Origin of the sequence: Paenarthrobacter sp. NPDC089322 (assembly GCF_040684895.1) — a bacterium.
Classification (GTDB): domain Bacteria; phylum Actinomycetota; class Actinomycetes; order Actinomycetales; family Micrococcaceae; genus Arthrobacter.
Genome location: NZ_JBFBGW010000005.1, coordinates 21,701 through 45,912, shown reverse-complemented (window position 1 = coordinate 45,912; position 24,212 = coordinate 21,701). Strand labels below are relative to the sequence as shown.

Here is a 24,212-nt window from a genome sequence, read left to right as displayed (position 1 = left end):
CCTACTGGGAGCCGGCGGCAGCTCCGCCGTCGTTCGATGTGTCACGGGCGTTCGCGAGGCGCTTGCGGGCGCCTTCCAGCCATTCCTCGCACCGCTTGGCCAAGGCCTCACCGCGTTCCCAGAGCGCCAGCGATTCTTCGAGGCTGGCACCACCGGCCTCCAAGCGGCCAACCACGGCGACTAGTTGTTCCCGGGCTTCCTCATAGCTGAGCGCGTCCAGGGTTTCCGGCGTCTGGGGAGCGGCGTTGCTTTCGGTCATTGGTTTTCCTTAGCGTTCGGGGGTTACGGGCGTCTTGGTGTCCAGCGGATCTGTTAGCGCTCCGCCAGCTGTCCTTGGCCGGTGGACGTTGCCCTGAAACGGCCCTCCGCCACGCGAATGGCCAGCGCGGTGCCGTCCGGGGTTTGCTCTGGGCTGCTGACTACCGTGTGCCCTTGATGGTCGTCACCGACGATCTGGACCACGGCATATCCGCGGTCCAGGGTTTTTTGCGGTGACAGCGCCCGGACCTGGGCGCGCAAGTGGTGCACTTGGTCCAAGGCCCTTACGATGGCGGTGCTGACCGCGGCATGCGCCCTCCGCTGCAGGCGGGTGATGTCTTCCGAACGGGCAGCAACCATCGAATCAGGAGTTGCCAGGACAGGGCGGGACCTCAAAGCATGAAGCCTGTCTGTCTCCCGGTCTACCATTCGTCCAATGCTCCTGCGGAGATGGTCCCTTGCCTGGCGGACCATGGCCAGTTCCTCTGCGACGTCGGGAACGATGCGCTTGGCCGCGTCGGTGGGGGTCGACGCGCGAAGGTCCGCGACGTCGTCCAAAATAGGCCGATCGGCCTCGTGGCCGATGGCGCTGACCACCGGAGTAGTCGCCGCTGCCACCGCACGGATCAAGTCCTCGTTGCTGAAGGGGAGCAAATCCTCCAGTGCTCCGCCGCCCCTGGCGAGGACAATGACGTCCACATGCGGATCGGCGTCGAGTCTGCGGAGGGCGGCAATGATCTGCGCGACGGCTGTGTTGCCTTGGACAGCGACCTCGCGTACATCGAATTCGACGGCGGGCCAGCGAAGGGCGGCATTGCGAAGGACGTCCTTCTTGGCATCGGAGTCGCGGCCGGTGATGAGGCCAATGCGATGCGGGAGCAGTGGCAGTTTCCGTTTCCGGGAGTCGGCGAACAGGCCCTCCGCTGCGAGGGCGTGGCGGAGACGTTCGATCCTCACCAGCAGATCGCCCAGGCCCACGGGACGGATGTCCTTGACCGACATGTTGAGACGGCCGGTCTTGACCCAGAAATCCGCCTTGACCAAGGCGACGACGCGGGAGCCCCGCTCCAGGGGAGTTTTCTGGCGGTCAAGGACTGTGGACCACACGGAAGCCGGGAGGGAGATCTCGGCATCGACGTCACGTAGAGTCAGGAAGGCATTGCCTCCACGGCGGTTCATTTCGATGACCTGACCCTCGATCCACGCGGCGGGGGCACGCTCGATATGCGCCTTCAGCTTTCTTGAAAGCAGTTGCAGGGGCCAGGGATTGTCCGGGCTGGTCTCGGCAGCCGTGGCCGGCAGCGTGGACTCCGGCATTGCGTCAGCTGCCATGAACAATCCGTGCTGTTACCTGCATGTGTACGTCCTCGCTAGTTGTGCGGGCCTCTGTCCCAGGTCGGTCTGTCTCCGGCCGGCCTTCCAACTCTATCCATAGCTTTAGCACTGGGTCCCGACATTTTTCCTATCCTGTGGACAGACCTAGGATGGTGGCACAGCCCCGACAACCCCAAGGATGTCCTTTGCGTTCTTTCGTTTCCGCGGTGGCCGTGGTCCTCGCGGTGTTGCTCACGGCCATCGCGGTTCCAGCCGCGTGGGTGGACATGAACGTGGTCAAGGAGGACGGGTTTGTCCGTATTGCCGGCTCCCTGGGAAACGATCCTGATTTCCAGCGCCGCCTTGCCACCGCGGCCGCGGCAAACTTCCAATCTTCCGTGGATCTGCCGGAGCCACTCAAATCCCTGGCTGCGGACGCCTTGGGTGAAGCCGCCTCCGGAATGCAGTCATGGAGCGACTATCCGCAGGCTTGGGAGGAAACGGCGCGCAACAGCCACCGCCTCAACTTCGCGGACGCCAACCAGCCAGAGGAAGCTGTCACTCCCACCGCTTTGCTCCTGGATATCGGGCCTCTTGTCCGGCTCATCCGGGACCATTTTGCGTCATCGAGCGGAATCAGGATCGAGGTTCCTGCGGAGAGCCTCGTGACACTGGGCGAACCTTCGCAGCGGCAGCTGGTGGAGCGGGTCACCGCCTTCGCACCTCTGTGGTGGGTAGCCGCATTGGGAGCCGTGGTGTCGGCGTTGCTGGCGCTTGTCGCAGCGCAGCGCCGTTCCGTGGTTCTCGTATTCCTCGGGCTGGGCGGTCTGGCGCTTGCTGCAGTGTGGACAGCCGGGGCGGATCTGGCAGGTGGCATGGTGGGCAGTTTCTCACGTGGCGACGGTGTGGCAGATCTCTTCAAACAGGAGTTCTTTGCTGCGGCGAAGGCCGGCTTCGGCGAATGGATCACTTTCAGTGCCGTTGCCTCCGGCGGGCTGGTGGTGCTGGGCGTCGCAGCCTGGATCCTGGGAGCGAGACGACGGTCACCTTCTGCCTGAGGCCGGAGGCCGGGCCGGTAGCATGGAGGGATGACCAGCACAGCAGTTTCCATTCCGATGCCTACGGTGCCCCGCAGACGGCGGTCGCCGGAAGAGGTCCAGGCGGCGGCTCCGGTTGCGGGCCCCAAGAAGGTTCTGCTGGCGGCTCCGCGTGGCTATTGCGCCGGCGTGGACAGGGCCGTCATCGCCGTGGAGAAAGCGTTGGAACACTATGGACCGCCCGTGTACGTCCGTAAACAGATTGTTCACAATGTCCACGTCGTCAGCTCCCTGGAAGAGCAAGGCGCCATTTTCGTTGACGAGACCGACGAGGTCCCGGAAGGTGCGCTGGTGATCTTCTCGGCCCACGGTGTCTCCCCGGCTGTGGTTCAGTCCGCGGAAGACAGGGGCCTCCGGACCATCGACGCCACATGTCCGTTGGTCACCAAAGTCCACCGGGAAGCCGTCCGCTTCGCCAAGGAAGACTACGACATCCTGCTCATTGGCCATGACGGCCACGAGGAAGTCGAAGGGACGGCAGGCGAAGCACCGGACCACATCCAGATCATCAACGGTCCTCACGAGGTGGACAAAGTCACTGTCCGCAACCCGGACAAGACCATCTGGCTTTCCCAGACCACCCTTAGTGTTGACGAGACCATGGAAACCGTTCGCCTGCTCAAGGACCGTTTTCCGACTCTCCAGGATCCGCCCAGCGACGATATCTGCTACGCCACCACTAACAGGCAGGTGGCCATCAAGAAGATCGCCCCGCAGGCCGATCTGGTGATCGTTGTGGGCTCTGCCAATTCCTCAAACTCGGTGCGCCTCGTGGAAGTTGCCCTGGAATACGGTGCCCGCAAGTCATACCGGGTGGACTTTGCCAACGAGGTTGATGAGGCCTGGTTCGAAGGTGTCGCCACAGTGGGTGTCACATCCGGTGCCTCCGTTCCTGAAGTCCTTGTCCAGGACGTACTGCGCCTCCTGGCGGACTACGGCTACGGCGAAGTGCAGGAGGTCGTCACTGCCGAGGAAGACCTCCTCTTCTCGCTGCCCAAGGAACTCCGGGCAACGCTCAAGAAGGCAGGCGACGTCAGCCGTGCGTTGGGCGGCCGCGGGAATCGGCCTACGTCGTAGAAGACTCTTACTGGAAGCCGACCCGGCTGGGCTCTCACCACGTTCGTGATGACAACCCAAGTCGGGTCGGCTTCCTTTTAGGCTGACTTGGTCAAAACCCGGGCTGCTTTCAGGCCGCGGACTCTCGGTCTTCGTGGTCCTTACGGTCCACGTGTGGCTCCCGCTCGGTGCGGCCCTCCACGGCGAGAAGCTCTGGCGCTGCGAGTGCACGGGGGACTGTTTCCACTGATGGGGGCGCAAGCAGCCCGGCATCGTCCATGGTGTTGAGCTTGCGTGCAGTCGGCAGCACCCGGGCTTCGAGCGTGCCGACCATCGCGTTGTACCGGTCAACGGAGGTCTTGAGGGAACTCCCGAGCTTTCCAACGTTTTCGCCCAAAGTGCCCATCCGTTCGTAGAGCTGTTTGGCCAGTTCGAAGAGTTCATGAGCGCTGTCCGTGAGGACATCCTGCCGCCACGTGAAGGCCACGGATTTGAGGACCGCCAACAGCGTGCCGGGCGATGCCAGCACGACGTTTTTGGACAGAGCATGCTCCAGTAGGCCCGCGTCCGCTTCGAGGGCCGATGCAAGGATGGATTCAGCCGGCAGAAAGCAGATGACGAGTTCGGGGGAGTGGCCCGGAATGTCCCAGTACTTCTTGGCGGCCAAGGCGTCGATATGAGCCTTGAGGGCTTTGGCATGCTGCGCCAGGAGGGTCTTGGAATCCTGGTTGATGGTTTGGGCAAATGACTCGCCCAGCACTCCATTGCCATGGACCTGTTCCTGTGCGGCCAGGTAGGAGGCCAGGGGCACCTTGGCATCCACGACGAGTTGCTTGCCACCGGGCAGCTGCACCACCAAGTCCGGGCGCAGGTTGTTCTCACCTCCGCCCGCATGGACCTGCTCTTGGAAGTCCACGTGGCGGAGCATTCCGGCTGCCTCGACAACCCTACGCAGCTGCACCTCTCCCCACTGACCGCGGGCGCTGTTGGATCGAAGCGCTGACGCCAAGGCATGAGTCGATCTCAACAGCTGTTCGTCCGACTGTCGCGCGTCCTGGAGCTGCTGGGCAAGCTGACCGTATTGCTCCACACGGTCTCGTTCCAGGAGCGAAACCTGCTGTTGTACCGCCGTGAGCTTTTCGGCTACGGGCGCCAGCGCCCGCAGTACGCTGCCGTCCGAGTTTCTGGACTCACTCAGTTCCCGGTTCTGTGAAAACAAAAGCCGCCGCTCGGCGTCGGCGGCTGCAAGCTGGGCAGTCACCTCCGAAAGGCGAGACGAAACGGCGTCGAAGTCTTCTTCCAAGCCAGCACTCCTGCGCCTGAACACTACGTACGCCGAACCGAGCCCGATAGCGGCGCCGATCAGCAACATGAGCAAGGCCAGAATCAATCCAAATCCATCCATGGGGTAACCCTGTCACAGGGCTACGACAGTTTTAGCGCGGGTCCGGCTCGAGCCGTCCGACGGGAGCATGAACAAGCGTGGGTACTGCTGCAACAGGTAGAATCAATGCTCGTGGCTCTTACTATTGGCATCGTCGGACTGCCCAACGTCGGCAAATCAACCCTTTTCAACGCATTGACCCGGAACCAGGTGCTCGCTGCGAACTATCCCTTCGCAACGATTGAACCCAACGTCGGTGTGGTTAACCTGCCCGACCCCCGCCTGGCGAAGCTGGCGGAGATCTTTGGTTCGCAGCGATTGTTGCCGGCACCCGTGTCCTTCGTGGACATCGCCGGGATCGTGAAGGGTGCTTCCGAGGGTGAGGGTTTGGGCAACAAGTTCCTCGCCAACATCCGCGAGGCCGAGGCCATCGCACAGGTGGTCCGCGTCTTTGACGACCCCGATGTCATCCACGTAGACGGCAAGGTTGACCCGCGCTCCGACATGGAGACCATCAACACCGAGCTGATTCTGGCCGACCTTCAAACCATCGAGAACGCAATTCCGCGCATCGAAAAAGAAGTCAAGATCAAGAAGCGCGAAGCTGCCGAGTTGGCCGCCATCAAGGCGGCTCAGGCTGTACTGGAGCGTGGCGATACGATCTTCTCCTCGATCAAGAGCGACAAACTCGAGATGGGGTACCTCAAGGAACTTGGACTCCTGACCGCCAAACCCTTCATCTACGTCTTCAACGCCGATGAAGGCATCCTCGGCGATCCTGCGAAGCAGGAAGAGTTGCGGGCCCTGGTTGCCCCTGCGGATGCTGTCTTCCTCGACGCCAAGCTTGAAGCCGACCTCGTTGAGCTGGACGAGGAAGAAGCACGTGAGATGTTGGAAATGAACGGGCAGAGCGAATCCGGCCTGGACCAGCTGGCGCGCGTCGGATTCCACACGCTCGGGCTCCAAACGTATCTGACTGCCGGCCCCAAGGAAACCCGTGCATGGACCATCCGCCAGGGTGACACCGCACCGCAGGCGGCGGGCGTGATCCACTCCGACTTCCAGCGTGGCTTCATCAAAGCCGAGGTTGTCTCCTTCGACGACCTCGTCGAGGCCGGCTCCATGTCCGAGGCCAAGTCGCGTGGCAAGGTCCGCATCGAAGGCAAGGAATACGTCATGGCCGACGGCGACGTGGTGGAGTTCCGGTTTAACGTCTAGACGCCACCCGCTTTGGACGGACGCTGGACCAGAGGAGGTGAAGATCGTTGACTACCATTGACTATCTTGCGCCGATTCACCCAGGTGAAGTTCTCATGGAGGATCTCATTGAGGGTTTTGGCGTCACGCAGAACAAGCTCGCCGTGGCGATCAAGGTGCCGCCGCGCCGAATCAATGAGATAGTGCACGGCAAGCGTGCAATCACAGCCGTCACTGCACTACGACTCGGCAAGTATTTTGGAACGTCGGCCCAGTTCTGGCTCAACCTGCAGACGCATTACGATCTCGACCTCGCCGAAGACCGTGCGGCCGAGCAGATCGCTACCATCACGCCTCTCAAGGTTGCGTGAACAGAGCGGTAGCCGAGGGCACGGATCGTCCCGGCAGCGACCTCGACATGGTGGTCACACACGCTCGCCTGGTACAGGTCTGTTGACGGTGGCCGCCTTCGCCGCAGCGGCCAGCGAGCTGTTGGGCGTTGAAGTCGATGTTGTGACGGACGGGCCTGCGCTCCGATCATGAGATCCTGACATCCGGGCCGCTGACATCCGTGGAAACTGCTGCCTGATTCAGTCGGCGGGTTTGCGTTAGACGCTCGACTCGACTCGCCCAAGAGCCCCGGTTCACCTGACCATTCAGCTGCAACCGGGGTTCTTTTATGCCGGAAAACAGTCTTGTCCTGCTGTCAGACAGCGAATGTTACCACCGGGTAGCTTGTGACTTGAAATTCCCGCCGTTTTGCGCATCGAGAGGTTGCGGAACGGTTACAGTTTGGCAATCCGGTCCCAACATCTGGACACAATGTGGGTAGGCTTACACACACATGTAGGCAACGTCACAGTAGGAAACTGTGCCTGCGCCTGGGGAGATCACGAATTTTCCCTGCCCAACTCCACGACTAATAGGAGGCGGAATGCGTTTCTCGCGCACTTCCAAAGCTCTAGGTGTAGCGGCGATCATCGCCCTCGCCGTGACCGGGTGCGGCGGCGGCTCCGGTAGCAACACGAACACTTCTGCCGCAGGCGATCCCAACAAGGTCATCACCGCGTACAGCAACGAGCCGCAGAACCCGTTGCTGCCTGCCAACACCAACGAGGTGTACGGTGGCCGCGTCGTCGAACTGCTCTTCGAAGGCCTGCGTGCCTACGATCCAAGCGGCAAGCCCGTGAATGCCCTGGCGGAGTCCATCGAGACCACTGATTCCCAGACATGGACCATCAAGGTCAAGTCGGGCGCCAAGTTCACCAACGGCGAGGCCATCACTGCCAAGACCTTTGTTGACTCCTGGAACTTCGCTGCCTTGAGCACCAACCTCCAGAACAACGGCTTCTTCTTCGAATCCATCGAAGGCTACGCCGATGTCAGCGCCACGACGGAGACCACGTCGGCCGACGGTAAGAAGACCTCCACCCCGGCTCCTACGGCCCAGACCATGTCCGGCCTGACTGCTACTGACGACCAGACCATCACGGTCAAGCTGTCCCAGCCTGAAGCTGACTGGTCCTTGCGCCTGGGGTACTCAGCCTTCTACCCGCTTCCTTCCGAGGCTATTAAGGACCCGAAGAAGTTCGGTGAGAACCCCGTCGGCAACGGGCCGTACAAGTTCGAAAAAGATGGAGCCTGGGTCCACGACCAGTCCATCTCCCTCGTCAAGAACCCTGACTACAGCGGTCCCCGTGCTGCCAAGAACGGTGGCGTGACCTTCAAGTTCTACACTGACCCGGGCCCGGCCTACACGGACCTGCAGGCTGACAACCTGGACGTCACCGATGTCCTGCCGTCCAACGCCCTGAAGACCTACACCACGGACTTCCAGGATCGTAACTCCACCAAGCCGGTTGCCAACAACTCCACCCTGAACATCCCGGGCTACAACCCGAACTTCCAGGGTGAAGCCGGCAAGCTGCGCCGTCAGGCCCTGTCCCACGCCATCAACCGTGAAGAAATCACCAAGGTGATCTTCAACGGAACCCGCACCCCGGCTACTGAATTCACGGCTCCGGTGCTGGATGGCTACAAGAACGACATCCCGGGCAGCGAAGTGCTGAAGTTTGATGTCCAGAAGGCCAAGGACCTGTGGGCCGAGGCTGAGAAGCTCCAGCCGTATGACGCCTCCAAGCCGCTCCAGATTGCTTCCAACACCGATGGCGGCAACAAGGAATGGATTGACGCTGTAGCCAACGGCTTCAAGAACAACCTTGGCATCGACGCTGAAATCCAGCCTTTCGCGAAGTTCGCTGAGGTCCTGGACCTCCGCAAGTCCCAGTCGCTCCCCGGCTTGACCCGTGCCGGCTGGCAGGGTGACTACCCGTCGCTGTACAACTTCCTCGGCCCGGTTTGGGCAACCAACGCCTCCTCCAACTATGAGAAGTACTCGAACCCTGAGTTCGACAAGCTCCTCAAGGAAGGCCTGGCTGCGAAGACCCCTGAAGAGGCAAACGCCAAGTTCAACCAGGCACAGGAGATCCTGTTCGAGGACCTCCCTGGCCTGCCGCTGTGGTACCAGAACCGTCCGATTGTGTGGAGCAACAACGTTGTGAAGGCCGAGACCGGCTGGAACGGCGGCATCCTCTACTACAACATCGAGGCCAAGTAATCCTCAGGATCTGAACTTGCCGTGAGGCATTGGGGCCCGGCCACCACGCCGGGCCCCATTGCTTGCCTCGGCAGGAAGGCAAATATGACACACCGACACCCGTCCAGGGAAAGGAGGGTGAACCGTGGTCCGCTACATTCTGCGTAGGCTCCTCCAGGTGATTCCCGTCTTCCTGGGAACCACACTTCTCGTCTACTACATGGTGTTCGCCCTGCCAGGTGACCCCATTGCGGCCCTCTTCGGCGAACGCCAGCCGCCCCAAGGCGTCATTGACGCTCTTCGCGCCCAGTACAACCTGGATCAGCCGTTCTGGGTGCAGTACGGAATCTTCCTTAAGAACGTCTTCACCTTCAACCTTGGGGTCGACTTCACGCAGCAACCCATCGCTGATGCGCTCGCGCGGGCCTTCCCCGTAACCGCGATGCTCGCGATTGAAGCCCTTATTATCCAAGCAGTCTTCGGCGTAGCCTTTGGTGTCTTCGCAGGCCTCCGCAAGGGCAAGCTCTTTGACTCCACCGTCCTGATTGTGTCGCTGGTGGTCATCGCCGTCCCCACCTTCGTCCTCGGCTTCGTTTTCCAGTTGGTCTTTGGCGTCCAGCTCGGCTGGGCCAAGCCAACCGTTGGCGCGAATGCTGACTGGGGCAACCTGATCCTCCCGGCAGTCGTCCTGGGCCTTGTCTCCTTCGCCTACGTCCTTCGACTGACCAGGGCATCGGTTGGCGAGAACATGAACGCCGACTACGTCCGCACAGCCACGGCCAAGGGCCTTTCCCGCCCCCGCGTTGTGATGGCCCACATCCTGAGGAACTCCCTGATCCCGGTGGTTACCTACCTTGGCGCAAACCTCGGCGGTCTCATGGGGGGAGCCATCGTCACGGAAGGCATCTTCAACGTTCCCGGAGTGGGCAACAAACTCTTCCAGGCCATCCAGCGCAGCGAAGGCCCAACCATCGTTGCGATCGTTAGTGTCCTGGTTCTCGTTTTCGTTGTCACCAACCTCTTGGTTGACCTCCTGTACGCCTGGCTTGACCCGAGGATCCGCTATGACCAGTAATACTGAACACTTTGTGGCTCCGGTCGATGAGACGCCGCTGCAGGCCACCGACTCCGTGAAGACCGATCAAGCGCCTTTGAGCCTCTGGGCCGATGCATGGCGCAAGCTCCGCCGTCGCCCGATGTTCATCGTCTCTTCGCTCTTGATCCTTCTCCTGACGACGATTGCCCTTTTCCCGGGCCTCTTCACCAGCGTTGCCCCCAACAACGACTGCCAGTTGGCCAACTCCGAGGCCGGACCCACCGAAGGGCATCCCTTCGGGTTCACCCTGCAAGGCTGCGACGTCTATTCGCGCGTTATCCACGGTACACAAGCATCCCTTGCGGTAGGCGTCCTGTCCGTACTTTGCGTCGTCATCATCGGCGTAACGCTCGGCGCCTTGGCTGGCTACTACGGTGGCTGGCTTGACGCTGTACTGGCCCGTTTGGGCGACATCTTCTTCGCGCTGCCGATCATCCTCGGTGCCCTTGTTGTCACCCAGTTGCCCTTCTTCCGGGAGAACCGGGGCGTCTGGACGGTGGTCATCACCATATCCCTGCTGGCGTGGCCACAAATGGCCCGCATTACGCGTGGCGCAGTGATAGAAGTCCGGAATGCCGATTTCGTTACAGCGGCCCGCTCGCTGGGTGTCTCCAGGTTCGGCGCCCTTCTCAAGCACGCACTCCCGAACGCGCTGGCACCGGTCATCGTCCTCGCAACCCTGGAGCTCGGTGTCTTCATCGTACTGGAAGCCACACTTTCCTTCCTGGGTGTCGGCCTGCCCCTGAGCGTCATGTCGTGGGGCAACGACATCTCCGCTGCCAATGCCTCGATCCGCACCAACCCGGGCATCCTGCTCTACCCGGCCGCGGCCTTGTCCATCACCGTCCTGAGCTTCATCATGCTTGGCGACGCCGTCCGCGATGCTCTTGATCCCAAGAGCCGTCAGCGCTAAGGAGGCGAACATGGCTTCTGCCAACATCAGAATTGATGAAGTCACAGCACAGGTGCGGCCGATCCTCGAGATCAAGGACCTGGCCATCACCTTCAAAACCGGCTCGGGTGAAGTGAAAGCCGTCAAGAACGCCCACCTAACCATCATGCCGGGTGAAACGGTCGCCATCGTGGGGGAGTCCGGTTCGGGAAAGTCGACGACGGCGCTCGCCGCCATCGGTCTGTTGCCGAACAATGGACGCGTCTCGGGCGGCCAGATCCTGCTCGACGGCGAGGATATCGCCAACGCGCCGGAGAAACGCATGATTGAGCTCCGCGGCAGCCACATCGGCATGGTCCCGCAGGATCCGATGTCCAACCTCAACCCGGTGTGGAAGATCGGCTACCAGGTACGGGAGACGCTGCGGGCGAACGGCCGCCCGGACGGCCCGGAGGATGTGGCCCGTGTGCTCGCCGAGGCGGGCTTGCCGGATGCCGCGCGCCGCGCAAAGCAGTATCCGCACGAGTTCTCAGGTGGCATGCGCCAACGTGCCCTGATCGCGATCGGTCTGAGCTGCCAGCCGAAACTCCTGATCGCCGATGAACCGACGTCCGCTTTGGACGTGACGGTGCAGAGGAAGATCCTGGACCACCTCGACACCATGACAACTGAACTTGGTACGTCGGTCCTGCTCATTACGCACGACCTCGGCCTCGCCGCCGAACGCGCGGACAAGGTGGTCGTGATGTACCAGGGCAATGTGGTTGAGGCAGGTCCGTCGTTGGAACTGCTGCGCAATCCCCAACATCCGTACACGAGGCGCCTCGTGGAATCGGCTCCGTCGCTGGCATCGCGCCGCATCCAGGTTGCCAAAGAACAGGGCGTGGAGTCCGATGACCTCCTCGCTCCGGTGGAGGCAGCCGAAAAGCGGGCGGCTGACGACGTCCTGCAGATCAGGAACCTCCGCAAGATCTACAAGCTGCGCCAAGGCCTGGGCCAAGCGGCGGATTTCGCTGCCGTGGACGACGTCAGCTTCAACGTGAAACGCGGAACCACCACGGCGATCGTGGGGGAGTCCGGCTCGGGTAAGTCGACGGTGGCCAAGATGGTTCTCCAGCTGGAAAAGCCAACGGAAGGCCAGATCGTCTTCGACGGCGTCGATACTGCCGGGCTCAAGGGCAAGGACATCTTCAAGTTCCGGCGACGTGTTCAGCCGATCTTCCAGGATCCCTATGGTTCCTTGGACCCGATGTACAACATCTTCCGGACCATTGAGGAGCCCCTGCGCGTCCACAAGATCGGGAACAAGGCCAGCCGTGAAAAGAAGGTCCGGGAACTGCTGGACCAGGTGGCCTTGCCCCAGTCGATGATGCAGAGGTACCCGAATGAACTTTCGGGCGGCCAGCGCCAACGCATCGCCATTGCGCGTGCCTTGGCTTTGGATCCCGAAGTCATCATCTGCGACGAAGCGGTCTCCGCGCTGGACGTCCTGGTCCAGGCCCAAGTGCTGAACCTCCTGGCCGACCTCCAGGACAACCTCGGCCTGACGTACTTGTTCATCACCCATGACCTCGCAGTCGTGCGCCAGATCGCGGACCACGTCTGCGTCATGGAAAAGGGCAAGCTCGTGGAGACCGGCAGCACGGACGATGTGTTCGACAACCCCCGCGAGGCCTACACCCAGGCCCTCCTGGACGCCATCCCCGGCGGTTCATTGCTGCTGCCCCCGGCGGTGGCCTGACCGGCGTCGTACATCACGCGAGACTGAACAGTGAAGAACCGGTGGTCCCCACAGAAGGGAACCACCGGTTCTTGCCGTTGTGGGGCCTGCTTTACGCGCTAAGCCCGGGGCGAAGCGCGCAGAGCGGGCCCCGCACCGTCCTTACTGGGCTGGATAATCCGGGCGGGGCGCGAGGCCCAGCACCGCAAGTTCAACTGCGAGAACATCCCCTAGCTTCTTGTGTCCGGAAGCTTTCATATGGACCCCGTCCTGAAGGTCCTGGACAGCGTCGTGGCGGGTCAGCCAGTCGCCCGCGCTGACAAACGGGACGGTGTGTTTGGCAGCGATCCGGCCCAGCAGGGCATCCACCTCGGTGCGGCGACCACCGCCGTTCGCCGCTCCGCGGGCCAAGGTTCCGATCATGGCAAGGCGGGCACCGGGGTAGCGCTTTTTCAAGGCTGCGAGAAGACGCTCGGCATTACTGGTGATCTGCGCATCGGTGGCATGTTGGGAAGCATCGTTGCCGCCGCCCTGGACCACGATCAGGGGCGGGTCGCCATAGGGCAGGACCCAGTCACCGCGTTGGAGGGCGTCAATGTAGTTGCCCGTTGTGCCGTTGGACGCAACGAACCCCGTGCCGCCCATGCCCACCACATGGAGTTTGTACCCAAGCGCGGCGATTCCCCGTTGCGGCCAGGAATCCTTGGGCATCGACTGGGAATCGCCAATCAGGACTGCGGTGTGCTGCACATCGGCCAGAACCAGTTCGTTGCGGTTGTTCGCGGGGTTCTTATATAGGGAGCCCACCGGCAGGTCGAGTGGACTGGGCGCCGGAGCAACCCGCAACGGTTTGTCCGCGGCGGAAGTAGGCGCGGGCGCGCCGGGCGCTGCCGCCGCGGAATGCGTCGGTACGGGCGTGGGGGAGGAAGGGCCTGCCCCGCAGCCGACCACTAGGACGCCGACGGCGACCATGGGTGCGAGCAGGCGGAACGCGGCCGAGGCTTGGCGCATCGATGGTCTCCGTGTGGCACTGGTTTCTGCAGCAATCATGGGGCACAAAGCCAGGAAAATCCAGCAGTTGGACTTACGGTTACTGAAGCGTAACCGGGCTGTGAGCAGAACCACATCCGCGGCCGAAATTGCTTGCTTTTTAGGCTGATAAATGCAGGTGCGTTTAGACTTGCTGTAGGTGCCCTGTGTCCCGGGGTCTTTTCGTTGTGTGTTCCGATCAGGAGATCAGGTATGCGCGCGGATACAAACAGCTGACTTCACCACTGAAACGAGTCATAAACGCATGTCTGAAACCATCACCAACACTGCGTCGCGGAGCGATCTGCGCAACGTCGCGATCGTCGCACACGTTGACCACGGCAAGACCACCTTGGTCGACGCCATGCTCAAGCAGACCAACTCCTTCGCTTCCCACGGTGAGGTAGAGGACCGCGTCATGGACTCCGGTGACCTGGAGCGCGAAAAGGGCATCACCATCCTCGCCAAGAACACCACGGTTGCCTACAACGGCCCGTCGTCCAACGGCGAGACCATTACCATCAACGTTATCGACACCCCCGGCCACGCCGACTTTGGTGGCGAAGTTGAGCGCGGTCTGTCCATGGTTGACGGCGTTGTCCTGCTGGTGGACTCCTCCGAAGGTCCGCTGCCCCAGACCCGCTTCGTGCTCCGCAAGGCCCTCGCGGCCCACCTGCCAGTCATCCTCCTGGTCAACAAGACGGACCGCCCCGATGCCCGGATCGACGAAGTTGTCCACGAGTCCATGGACCTGCTCCTTGGCCTTGCTTCAGACCTCGCGGATGAAGTTCCGGACCTGGACCTGGACAAGGTTCTGGAAGTTCCCGTTGTCTACGCCGCAGCCAAGGTCGGCCGGGCGTCCCTGGAGCAGCCTGCCAACGGCTCCGCTCCGGAGAACGAGGACCTTGAGCCGCTCTTCAAGACGATCATCGAGCACATCCCCGCTCCGACGTACAACCCGGACGGCGTGCTGCAGGCCCACGTGACCAACCTTGACGCCTCGCCGTTCCTCGGTCGCCTGGCTTTGCTCCGCATCTACAACGGCACCCTCCGCAAGGGCCAGCAGGTTGCCTGGGCCCGCCAGAACGGTGAACTCAAGACCGTCAAGATCACCGAACTCCTGGCCACCAAGGCACTGGAGCGCGTCCCGGCCGAGTCCGCCGGCCCCGGTGAGATCGTGGCTGTCGCAGGTATCGAGGACATCACCATCGGTGAAACCCTCACGGACGTCGAGAACCCCGAGCCGTTGCCGCTGATCACCGTTGACGATCCCGCGATCTCCATGACCATCGGTATCAACACTTCCCCGCTGGCCGGCAAGGTCAAGGGCGCCAAGGTTACTGCCCGCCAGGTGAAGGACCGCCTGGACAAGGAGCTGATCGGTAACGTCTCCATCAAGGTTCTGCCCACCGAGCGTCCGGATGCCTGGGAAGTCCAGGGCCGTGGCGAGCTCGCCCTGGCGATCCTCGTGGAGCAGATGCGTCGTGAAGGCTTCGAGCTGACCGTCGGCAAGCCGCAGGTAGTCACCAAGACCATTGACGGCAAGCTGCACGAGCCGATGGAACACATGACCATCGACGTTCCGGAAGAGTACCTCGGCGCCGTCACCCAGCTCATGGCCGCCCGCAAGGGCCGCATGACCAACATGGCCAACCACGGCACGGGCTGGTGCCGCATGGAATTCATCGTTCCCGCACGTGGCCTGATCGGCTTCCGTACCCGGTTCCTCACGGACACCCGTGGTGCCGGCATCGCCGCTTCCATCTCAGAGGGCTACGAGCCGTGGGCAGGCCCCATCGAATACCGCACCAACGGTTCGATGGTTGCCGACCGCGCCGGTGTGGTGACCCCGTTCGCGATGATCAACCTGCAGGAACGCGGTTCCTTCTTCGTGAAGCCCACGTCCGAGGTCTACGAGGGCATGATCGTGGGCGAGAACTCCCGCGCCGACGACATGGACGTCAACATCACCAAGGAAAAGAAGCTCACCAACATGCGTGCCGCTTCCTCCGACTCTTTCGAGAACCTGACCCCGCCGCGTGAGCTCACGCTCGAAGAGTCCCTCGAATTCGCCCGCGAGGACGAGTGCGTCGAGGTGACCCCGGAAGACATTCGCATCCGCAAGGTCATCCTGGACGCCAACGAACGCGCCAAGGCCAACCGCGCCCGCGCCAAGGCCTAGTCCGTTCCGGTCAAGACTGTATGAGTAAGGGAGCCGCCAGCGCTGCCCGTGGCATTGCCGCGGGGGTGCTGGCGGCTCTTCTCGTTGCTCCGGCAGGTACGGTACTGCACCGGCAGGCGGTGGTGATTTCCGGCGTCGACGTCCCTTGGGGCGTCTGCGCGGCGCTGCTGCTGCTTGCCTCGGTCCAGTTGTGGTTGGCGGCTTGGTCCCGCTCGGTGGTCCCGACGGCGGTAGCCGGCCTTGTTGGTTATGCCGCCGTGGGCTTGTTCTCGTCTGCGGGACCCGACAAACAGCTGGTGCTGGGCGACGTCGCGGGCAACGTGTGGGTTTTCGGCATTGCAGGCGTGACGTTGCTCATGCTGGCGGTAGCCCATCGTCTGCGGGCCCGCCGCCCAACCGCTGTTGAGCCCAGCGCCGGCTAGAGCGGCTTCTGCCGGCTAAAGCGGCTTCCGACGTGGAGGCGGAGGTGGGACTTCTTTTGCGGCGATAACGTGCGTCAGCGGAATTTCGACGTCGGACGTCCGCGTCCGTACGGTGCAACTGGTCTCCGAGCTGGTCACCAAGTACCCAAGCGCATCCGTCAGTCCGTCCTCAATCCGGTACCGGACCACGATGCGGGTGCCCGGTTCTGCTGTACGCAGGAATTGGCGCGGAGGCAAATGCGGGGGAGTCACCGTTTCATACTAAGACGCCGGGCTAGGTTGGCGTTGCGGCACTGTTGGATAATAGGCTCGGAAGTTGAATGTCCGGCATGCTGCCGGCAGTGTTACCCGGCCGTCGCCGGGACAAACCGTTGAGAGGTCTGGGACGTGACGTACATAATCGCGCAGCCGTGTGTGGATGTCAAGGACAAGGCATGTATTGAAGAATGCCCTGTCGACTGCATTTACGAAGGCGAGCGTTCCCTCTACATCCACCCCGATGAATGCGTCGACTGCGGCGCGTGCGAGCCTGTGTGCCCGGTGGAAGCCATCTACTACGAGGATGACACCCCGGAAGAGTGGGCCGACTACTACAAGGCCAACGTCGAATTCTTTGACGATCTCGGCTCGCCGGGCGGCGCCGCCAAGATCGGAAACACCGGCAAGGACCACCCGTTCATCGCCGCGTTGCCCCCGCAGAACCAAGACCACTAAGGGCGGTTGCTCCGTTGATTTCCGCGGCACCGGCCTTTGGCCTCAATCTGCCCGACTACCCGTGGGAGGCCATGGCACCCTATGCTGCCACGGCTGCCAAACACCCCGGGGGTGCTGTCAACCTGTCCATCGGCACGCCCGTGGACCCTACACCCCAACTGATCCGTGATGCCCTTGCTGCGGCCTCCGATGCGCACGGATACCCCACAGTTCACGGAACGGAGCCCCTGCGGCAGGCTGTGGTGGACTGGTTCGCGAGCCGCCGCGGTGTTCCGGGCTTGGATGCCCGCGACGTCATGCCCACTGTCGGTTCCAAGGAACTGGTGGCGTGGCTGCCGTTCCTGTTGGGATTGGGATCCGGGGACGTCGTAGTGCGGCCAACGGTTGCCTACCCCACGTATGACATTGGAGCGACGCTGGCGGGCGCAACTGCTGTGGCAGCGGACAACCTCGATGAGCTGGATGCCGCCACACGAGCCAAAGTGCGTTTGGTCTGGATCAATTCACCCGGCAATCCCACGGGCAGTGTCCGCGGCGTGGAATCGCTCCGCGAGATCGTCAGCCAGGCACGCGAACTCGGCGCAGTGGTTGCCTCCGACGAATGCTACGCGGAACTGGGCTGGGGCGAATGGGACGCGCAGCGCGGGGGAGAAGCTGTCCCGAGCGTCCTTGATCCGCGCGTTTCCGGTGGTTCCACCGAGGGCCTGCTCTGTGTCTACTCCCTCAGCAAGCAGTCCAACCTGGCCGGCTACCGCGCTGCTTTCGTCGCGGGCGACTCCGCGATCATGGCCAACCTCGTGAACAGCCGCAAGCACGCCGGAATGATCGTGCCCTTCCCTGTCCAGGAAGCCATGCGCGTTGCATTGGGCGATGCCGACCATGTCCTGGCGCAGAAGGACCTTTACCGTGGCCGCCGCGAGAGGCTTGTGCCCGCGCTTGAGCAGTTTGGATTGAAGATCCACGAGTCCAAGGCCGGCCTGTACTTGTGGTCCACTGCCGGGGAAGCTACCTGGGACACAGTGGGCCGCTTCGCCGAGCTTGGCATTGTGGTGGGCCCCGGCGTTTTCTATGGAGATGCGGGCAACGGATTCATCCGCGTGGCGCTCACCGGCAGCGACGAACGGATCAATGCAGCTGTGGAGAGGTTAAACGCGAGCTGATAACAATGCTGTGACTTGCGCCACAAGGCGCGTCATTCCGCCAGTAACCGGACGGAACGGATTAGTTCCGGCGGGTTACTGGCGGTAGCTTTTTAACTGACTATCAATGGTGGCCTTCAATAAGAAAGCACTTCGGCCGTTGGAGCCCTGCAACAGTGGGGTCGAATGCGGCGTCACCTGAAGTTGGTTGGACAAGCGTTCTATAGAGGCCCAGAGGCCTCATGAAGGGGACTCCATGACTGAGACCACCAGCGCGACACTGCGCCATGCCGGCGGCGAACTCGAACTGCCGCGCATCCAGGTTGTAGAAGGAAACGAAGGTTATGACGTTTCCAAGCTGCTGAAGCAGACGGGCGCCGTTGCCTATGACCCCGGCTTCATGAACACCGCGGCCACTACCTCGGCCATCACCTACATCGACGGTGACGCAGGCATCCTGCGCTACCGCGGCTACCCGATCGAGCAGCTCGCCCAGCACTCGAACTTCCTCGAAGTTTCCTATCTGCTGATCTACGGCAACCTGCCCACCCCCACGGAGCTGGAAGAATTCGATCAGCGCATCCGCCGCCACACGCTCCTGCACGAGGAACTCAAGGGGTTCTTCGGCGGCTTCCCGCGCGACGCACACCCGATGCCCGTGCTTTCCTCGGCCGTCTCAGCGCTGTCCACGTTCTACCAGGACTCGCTGGATCCCTTCAACGCCGAGCACGTGGAAGTTTCCACCATCCGCCTCATGGCCAAACTTCCGGTCATTGCGGCTTACGCCCACAAGAAGTCCATCGGCCAGCCCATGCTGTACCCGGACAACTCCATGAACCTCGTGGAGAACTTCCTCCGCCTGAGCTTCGGCCTCCCGGCAGAGCAGTATGAGCTGGACCCGGTTGTCGTCAAGGCACTGGATCTCCTGCTGATCCTGCACGCGGACCACGAACAGAACTGTTCCACGTCCACCGTTCGCCTGGTGGGTTCCTCCAACGCGAACCTCTTCGCTTCGGTTTCCGCAGGCATCAACGCGCTCTTCGGCCCTGCCCACGGCGGCGCCAACGAGGCCGTGCTGAAGATGCTTCGCCAGATCCAGGCCGAGGGCATCAAGCCCGAGGACTACATGGAGAAGGTCAAGAACAAGGAAGACGGCGTCCGCCTCATGGGCTTCGGGCACCGCGTCTACAAGAACTACGATCCCCGTGCCAAAATCATCAAGGCGACGGCCCACGAGGTCCTCGGCAAGCTCGGCGGCAACGACGAACTGCTGGACATCGCCATGCGCCTCGAAGAGAAAGCCCTTGCGGACGACTACTTCATCCAGCGCAAGCTGTACCCGAACGTCGACTTCTACACGGGCCTCATCTACAAGGCCATGGGCTTCCCCGAGAAGATGTTCACCGTTCTCTTCGCCATTGGCCGCCTCCCGGGCTGGATTGCCCAGTGGCGTGAAATGATCAACGATCCCCAGACCAAGATCGGCCGCCCGCGGCAGCTCTATACGGGATCGCCGGAGCGCAACTACCCGGCCAACTAGCAGTACCAAGGCAATAACGACGGCGGCCGCCCACCTCGCGCGAGGTGGGCGGCCGCCGTCGTTGGTCGCCGCTGGCGCCGGACGTTCGAGGCGCGGCGGGCGCTCGAGGCGCCGGGCGCTCGAGGCGCCGGGCGCTCGTGGCGCCGGCCTTTAAGCGTTGCCGGCAGTGGCCGGTTCGGCGGCGTTGTAGCCGTAGGGGTTGTTCTTCTGCCAGCGCCAGTGGTCCTCGCACATTTGGTCCACGTTCTTGGTGGTGGACCAGCCAAGGTCCGCGAGGGCGGAGGAGGCGTCTGCCCAGAAGGCGGGAAGATCGCCTGCGCGACGGCCGGTGATCTCGTAGGGGATGGGCCGGCCGACGGCCTTCTCGAAGGAACGCAGGACTTCCAGGACTGATGAGCCCTTGCCGGAGCCGAGGTTCCAGCGGCGTACACCGGGGCGGGTCGCGATGTAGTTGAGGGCGGCGACGTGGCCGTCCGCGAGGTCGACTACGTGGATGTAGTCACGTTGGGCTGTGCCGTCGGGCGTGTCGTAATCCCCGCCGAACACCATGAGCTTTTCGCGGCGTCCCACGGCAACCTGCGCGATGAACGGGACGAGGTTGTTCGGGATGCCCTGCGGGTCTTCACCGATGCGGCCGGACGGGTGTGCGCCCACGGGGTTGAAGTAGCGCAGCAGTGCTATGTGCCAGCGATCGTCTGCGTGGCCAAGGTCGGAGAGGATGTCCTCAATCTGTTCCTTGGTACGGCCGTAGGGGTTGTTTGCGCCGATCTCCATCTTTTCGATGTAAGGGATCGGGTTGTGCTCTCCGTAGACGGTAGCGGAAGAGCTGAACACGATGGAGCGGACATCGTGCTTGTCCATGGCGCGGAGGAGGTTCAGCGTGCCCACGATGTTGTTGTAGTAGTAGGCCAACGGTTCCTGCACCGATTCGCCGACGGCCTTGAGCCCTGCAAAGTGGATGACGGCGTCAATGCGGTGCTGGTCGAACACGGCCTCGACGGCGGGTTCATCAACGAGGTCCACCTGGTGGAATGCAGCGGTCTTGCCGGTAAGCTCGGAGACCCGGCGGAGGGACTCTTCACTGGAGTTCACGAGGTTATCGAGGACGACGACGTCGTGGCCGGCTTCCTGGAGGGACAGAACGGTGTGCGAACCGATGTAGCCGGTGCCACCCGTGACAAGGATTTTCATGGTGTCTACGCTATCGGAAATCGGAGGCACGCCGCCTAGTGTTGAGGGGTGATGAAGCACGTTCGTGCTAAAAACTAGTGGTGCCCAAAATTGTTGATGCCGAAGCCCGGCGCCAGGAAGTTGTCCAAGCCGTCTTCAGGATCATTGCAAGTGACGGTTTGGAGCGGGCATCACTGCGGGAAGTAGCCGAGGAAGCCGGGCTTGCCGTCGGTTCCGTCCGCCACTACTTTGCAAGCAGCGACGAACTCCTGGTCTTCTCCTTTGCTTCGGTGATCTATCGCATCACCGGCCGTCTCGAGGCAGCCCTGCCCGCCGTGGAGGGCGAGGCCCCCGGTAGCGAAGAGCAACACATCGCCGTGTTGAACCTCCTGGGTCAACTCCTGCCTCTCGACGAAGAACTGGCAGTGGATGCCTGCGTGTGGATGGCTTTCCGCCACGCTGCCCGCATCAAGCCCGTCCTGCAGGAGGAAGCCGAGCGGAGCCACAGGACCATCGCTGCCTTGGTAGGACGCTTGATCATTCTCCTTAGCCCCGGCCAGGCGTCCGATCAGCAGGCCCTCGTGACGGAAGCCGAAAGGCTGCTGGCCACCATGGACGGCCTGTGCATGCATGCACTGCTGCATCCGGAGTGGATGACTGCGGCGATGTGCAGCGATGTCCTGACAGCACATCTGAGGGCATTGGAAGCTGTTCCCGTTGGTTGAGAAGGAGCCGTCCCGCCGTTAACGTGGGGACGCAACGGGAATAGACTGGGACATGTCGGGAACCTGCCAAAGGGAGGAATTCGGATGCATGAGTCAGGCGGCCCGGGATGGCGCATCACCATGGACACGTCCGGGCCGATGCTCATCGCCTTGTATTTGCGCGATGTAGCCGGACTCGACGGTGCCGGAAAACCCCTGCTTTCCCATGCGGCTCCCAAAGTACGCCACGCCGACCATAGCCACCTGACCTCGGATGTGGGTGGCATCGGGGCCCTGAAGACCGAATGGGAGGCCTGGTGGGAGAAGCTCGTCAGGTCCTACCCGGAGCCTGCGCAGGAGCTCGCGCCACCCAGCTTCAAGGCCTTCGGTAATTCGCCCGCCCTCCAGAGAGTGCTGCAGGCCCATTTTGGTGCTGCCTTGGGATGGGCAACGGACCGGATCGATGAATACGCGGATCTCGAAGCTGCCCGTGAAGCCAACGGGTTGACACACGTCTTGAACGAGATGGTGGAGGACCGGCTCCTGGAAGTCGGCCGCGGCTCGAGGGACTTCGACCTCACCATCATCGAGTTGCCCCTGAATGAACCGCGGGCCTGGTACTTGGAACCGAGCACCATGATCATGAGCCATAGGCTGTTGTCCGAGCCCGACGTGTTCCGTAGCTACGTCCAGCCAGTGGTTGAACTTCTCGCCTGACGCGTAAACGCAATTCAGGTAGTAGGCGCCGAGACGGTGATGGTGAACGCCTCGGACGGCGCCACCGACGCCGTCCAGCCGTTGCGCTTTTCCCGGTTCCAGGTCCTATCCGCAATGTCCACTTGGGTGATGGCGAGCGACTTGGCGTTGGCCACTGCCCAATGGGCGATGGCCCAGGCCTGCGGTCCCGTCACGTCCAGCCGCACCGTGCGGCCCTCGACGGTGGCCGCCTGGGCGCCGAACGCCGTCGTCAGTTTATCCACGACGGCGGCAGGGTCACCTGCCGCATCCGGCATCCGGAGTTCGCAGTCCAGGGAGGATTCGGACTGACCCGTCAGGGCAGAGGCAAAGGCGCGGGCCATGCCTTCATGTTGGGCGTAGGCGCGCGGAAATGCGGAACGCTGTACGGCCTGCGCAGCTTGCGTGATCTCCATGGTTTCGTAGCCGGGGACCTTGATCAGGCCGTTGTAGAAAGCGTTCGAGGCGTAGACGGGGTCCATGACCTGGGCTTCGGTTCCCCAGCCCTGGGAAGGCCTTTGCTGGAACAAACCACGGGAATCGGGTCCGGCCTCGTCTCCGTAATTGATGTTCCTTAGGCGCGATTCCTGCATGGCCGTGGCCAGGGCAATGCTCGCTGCCCGGGGCGGGAGTCCGCGCTGGACGGATATGGCTGCGATAAGGGAAGCATTCGCGGCCTGGTCGGTGGCGAGATCGTATGCTGCGGAACCGGCAACGGCGACGCAGCGCTCCGTGACCAACGTCTCGGAGCGCTGCAGCACAGCAACTATCGCATAGATGGCGCCTGCTACGAGGGCCAGGGCCAGCACCGCAACCATGGCGCGGCGGAACCGGCGCATCGTTGTCTCCTGCTAGTTGGCGTGAAGTGCCTCGTTCAGTGCCACTGTCTGGCCCTTGCGGGGAAGGACCTCGACCCCACCCGTGGTGGAATTGCGGCGGAAGAGCAGGTTGGGAACGCCGGAGAGTTCAACAGCCTTGATGATCTTGCTGGTGTCCTCGCCGTTTTCGTCCTTGGGGCCCGGAACGCGGACGCGGGTGCCTGCCGTGACGTAGAGGCCGGCTTCGACCACGGAATCATCGCCGATGCTGATGCCCACGCCGGAGTTGGCGCCGAGCAGGACCCTCTCGCCAAGGGCAATCTTTTCCTTGCCGCCGCCGGAGAGCGTGCCCATGATGGACGCGCCGCCACCGACGTCGGTGCCATCGCCGGCAACCACGCCTGCGGAGATACGGCCTTCAACCATGGAAGTGCCCAAGGTGCCGGCGTTGAAGTTGACGAAGCCTTCGTGCATCACGGTGGTGCCTTCGGCAAGGTGGGCACCCAAACGGACGCGGTCGGCGTCGGCGATGCGGACGCCGGTGGGGACGACGTAATCCACCATCCGGGGGAACTTGTCCACGCCGTAGACCACCACGTTGCCGCGCTTGCGCAGGCGTGCCCGGGTCAGCTCGAAGCCTTCCACGGCGGCCGGGCCGAAGTTGGTCCACACAACGTTGGGGAGCTTGCCGAAGACGCCGTCCAGGTTGATGCTGTTCGGCTTGACCAAGCGGTGCGAAAGAAGGTGCAAACGGAGGTAGGCGTCGGCGGTGTCTGCAGGCGCGGCGTCGAGGTCGATCTGCGCGAAGACAACCTTCTGTTCGGTGCCGCGGTCGGCGTCCTTGCCGTCCTCGGCCAGGGCTGTGAGGGTGGGGTCAGCATTCTCGACGTCCCGCAGCGTCGCAGCTGCCTCGCCGAGCGCCGGTGAAGGGTACCAGACGTCCAGCACGGTTGCTTCCCCGGAGGCCGAGGTGGCGATGGTTGCGAGGCCGAATCCGTAGGCGGATCGATCGTTGGTGGGCGCGCTTGCGGGCACAGCAGAGGAAGCAGTTTCAGTCATGGCCCCAGTCTATCGAGCGCCCTGAGCGCGGCTGAAACCGGCGATGACTCAAGGGAGTCGCATTTCCCGGACGCTGCATCCGGCGCCGTG

22 protein-coding genes are annotated in these 24,212 nt (G+C 62.6%); 15 read left to right on the top strand and 7 right to left on the bottom strand.

Going from position 1 to position 24,212, the window contains the following annotated elements:
- Position 1: 1 nt before the first annotated feature.
- Both AB0N65_RS07415 and xseA read right to left on the bottom strand, forming a co-directional pair.
- Positions 2 to 259: an exodeoxyribonuclease VII small subunit gene (locus tag AB0N65_RS07415; RefSeq protein WP_364159694.1), complete on the bottom strand. Its 258-nt coding sequence runs from the start codon at positions 257 to 259 to the stop codon at positions 2 to 4.
- Between the two features lie 53 nt (positions 260 to 312).
- The gene (gene xseA, locus AB0N65_RS07410) at positions 313 to 1,590 is read right to left on the bottom strand and encodes an exodeoxyribonuclease VII large subunit (protein ID WP_364159692.1); all 1,278 of its coding nucleotides are present in this window, start codon (positions 1,588 to 1,590) and stop codon (positions 313 to 315) included.
- A gap of 188 nt (positions 1,591 to 1,778) precedes the next feature.
- On the opposite strand from xseA, the gene AB0N65_RS07405 reads away from it, so the two are divergent.
- Positions 1,779 to 2,630: a hypothetical protein gene (locus tag AB0N65_RS07405; protein WP_364159690.1), complete on the top strand. Its 852-nt coding sequence runs from the start codon at positions 1,779 to 1,781 to the stop codon at positions 2,628 to 2,630.
- 30 nt (positions 2,631 to 2,660) lie between these two features.
- Positions 2,661 to 3,746, top strand: coding sequence for a 4-hydroxy-3-methylbut-2-enyl diphosphate reductase (locus tag AB0N65_RS07400; RefSeq protein WP_364159688.1), 1,086 nt, complete (start codon positions 2,661 to 2,663; stop codon positions 3,744 to 3,746).
- 109 nt (positions 3,747 to 3,855) lie between these two features.
- On the opposite strand, the gene AB0N65_RS07395 is transcribed toward AB0N65_RS07400, so the two are convergent.
- Complete coding sequence (locus tag AB0N65_RS07395; protein ID WP_364159686.1) at positions 3,856 to 5,130, bottom strand: DNA recombination protein RmuC; 1,275 nt, start codon at positions 5,128 to 5,130, stop codon at positions 3,856 to 3,858.
- Positions 5,131 to 5,241: 111 nt separating this feature from the next.
- Between AB0N65_RS07395 and ychF the strand changes: the two genes are divergently transcribed.
- From ychF to AB0N65_RS07365, 6 genes are all read left to right on the top strand, one after another.
- Positions 5,242 to 6,327, top strand: a complete 1,086-nt coding sequence (gene ychF / locus AB0N65_RS07390; RefSeq protein WP_364159685.1) for a redox-regulated ATPase YchF — start codon at positions 5,242 to 5,244, stop codon at positions 6,325 to 6,327.
- 47 nt (positions 6,328 to 6,374) lie between these two features.
- Positions 6,375 to 6,677 carry a HigA family addiction module antitoxin gene (locus tag AB0N65_RS07385; RefSeq protein ID WP_364159684.1) on the top strand — a complete coding sequence of 101 codons (303 nt, stop codon included), beginning with the start codon at positions 6,375 to 6,377 and terminating at the stop codon, positions 6,675 to 6,677.
- Between the two features lie 563 nt (positions 6,678 to 7,240).
- Positions 7,241 to 8,923 carry an ABC transporter substrate-binding protein gene (locus AB0N65_RS07380; protein ID WP_364159682.1) on the top strand — a complete coding sequence of 561 codons (1,683 nt, stop codon included), beginning with the start codon at positions 7,241 to 7,243 and terminating at the stop codon, positions 8,921 to 8,923.
- Between the two features lie 124 nt (positions 8,924 to 9,047).
- Positions 9,048 to 9,977 (top strand): ABC transporter permease, encoded by a 930-nt coding sequence (locus tag AB0N65_RS07375; protein ID WP_364159680.1) that lies wholly within the window; start codon positions 9,048 to 9,050, stop codon positions 9,975 to 9,977.
- The gene (locus tag AB0N65_RS07370; RefSeq protein ID WP_364159678.1) at positions 9,967 to 10,911 is read left to right on the top strand and encodes an ABC transporter permease; all 945 of its coding nucleotides are present in this window, start codon (positions 9,967 to 9,969) and stop codon (positions 10,909 to 10,911) included. The genes AB0N65_RS07375 and AB0N65_RS07370 overlap by 11 nt, the downstream gene beginning before the upstream one ends.
- A gap of 10 nt (positions 10,912 to 10,921) precedes the next feature.
- Positions 10,922 to 12,631, top strand: coding sequence for an ABC transporter ATP-binding protein (locus AB0N65_RS07365; protein WP_364159676.1), 1,710 nt, complete (start codon positions 10,922 to 10,924; stop codon positions 12,629 to 12,631).
- Positions 12,632 to 12,772: 141 nt separating this feature from the next.
- Here AB0N65_RS07365 and AB0N65_RS07360 read toward each other — a convergent pair whose 3' ends face one another.
- Positions 12,773 to 13,621, bottom strand: a complete 849-nt coding sequence (locus AB0N65_RS07360) for an SGNH/GDSL hydrolase family protein (RefSeq protein ID WP_364159674.1) — start codon at positions 13,619 to 13,621, stop codon at positions 12,773 to 12,775.
- A gap of 283 nt (positions 13,622 to 13,904) precedes the next feature.
- On the opposite strand from AB0N65_RS07360, the gene typA reads away from it, so the two are divergent.
- From typA to AB0N65_RS07335, 5 genes are all read left to right on the top strand, one after another.
- The gene (gene typA / locus AB0N65_RS07355; RefSeq protein ID WP_364159672.1) at positions 13,905 to 15,821 is read left to right on the top strand and encodes a translational GTPase TypA; all 1,917 of its coding nucleotides are present in this window, start codon (positions 13,905 to 13,907) and stop codon (positions 15,819 to 15,821) included.
- A 20-nt stretch (positions 15,822 to 15,841) separates the two neighbouring features.
- The gene (locus AB0N65_RS07350) at positions 15,842 to 16,243 is read left to right on the top strand and encodes a hypothetical protein (protein ID WP_364159670.1); all 402 of its coding nucleotides are present in this window, start codon (positions 15,842 to 15,844) and stop codon (positions 16,241 to 16,243) included.
- A 387-nt stretch (positions 16,244 to 16,630) separates the two neighbouring features.
- On the top strand, positions 16,631 to 16,957 hold the full coding sequence (gene fdxA, locus AB0N65_RS07345; protein WP_364159668.1) for a ferredoxin: 327 nt from the start codon (positions 16,631 to 16,633) through the stop codon (positions 16,955 to 16,957).
- A gap of 14 nt (positions 16,958 to 16,971) precedes the next feature.
- Entirely contained in the window at positions 16,972 to 18,117 is a 1,146-nt protein-coding gene (gene dapC, locus AB0N65_RS07340; protein ID WP_364159666.1) for a succinyldiaminopimelate transaminase, read from the top strand.
- A gap of 235 nt (positions 18,118 to 18,352) precedes the next feature.
- Positions 18,353 to 19,636: a citrate synthase gene (locus AB0N65_RS07335; RefSeq protein WP_364159664.1), complete on the top strand. Its 1,284-nt coding sequence runs from the start codon at positions 18,353 to 18,355 to the stop codon at positions 19,634 to 19,636.
- Positions 19,637 to 19,786: 150 nt separating this feature from the next.
- On the opposite strand, the gene galE is transcribed toward AB0N65_RS07335, so the two are convergent.
- On the bottom strand, positions 19,787 to 20,827 hold the full coding sequence (gene galE / locus AB0N65_RS07330) for a UDP-glucose 4-epimerase GalE (RefSeq protein ID WP_364159662.1): 1,041 nt from the start codon (positions 20,825 to 20,827) through the stop codon (positions 19,787 to 19,789).
- 80 nt (positions 20,828 to 20,907) lie between these two features.
- On the opposite strand from galE, the gene AB0N65_RS07325 reads away from it, so the two are divergent.
- The gene (locus tag AB0N65_RS07325) at positions 20,908 to 21,531 is read left to right on the top strand and encodes a TetR family transcriptional regulator C-terminal domain-containing protein (protein ID WP_364159660.1); all 624 of its coding nucleotides are present in this window, start codon (positions 20,908 to 20,910) and stop codon (positions 21,529 to 21,531) included.
- 84 nt (positions 21,532 to 21,615) lie between these two features.
- On the top strand, positions 21,616 to 22,227 hold the full coding sequence (locus tag AB0N65_RS07320) for a hypothetical protein (protein ID WP_364159658.1): 612 nt from the start codon (positions 21,616 to 21,618) through the stop codon (positions 22,225 to 22,227).
- Positions 22,228 to 22,241: 14 nt separating this feature from the next.
- Here AB0N65_RS07320 and AB0N65_RS07315 read toward each other — a convergent pair whose 3' ends face one another.
- Positions 22,242 to 23,084 carry a hypothetical protein gene (locus tag AB0N65_RS07315; protein ID WP_364159656.1) on the bottom strand — a complete coding sequence of 281 codons (843 nt, stop codon included), beginning with the start codon at positions 23,082 to 23,084 and terminating at the stop codon, positions 22,242 to 22,244.
- A 12-nt stretch (positions 23,085 to 23,096) separates the two neighbouring features.
- Positions 23,097 to 24,122, bottom strand: a complete 1,026-nt coding sequence (gene dapD / locus AB0N65_RS07310; RefSeq protein WP_364159654.1) for a 2,3,4,5-tetrahydropyridine-2,6-dicarboxylate N-succinyltransferase — start codon at positions 24,120 to 24,122, stop codon at positions 23,097 to 23,099.
- Between the last annotated feature and the right edge of the window lie 90 nt (positions 24,123 to 24,212).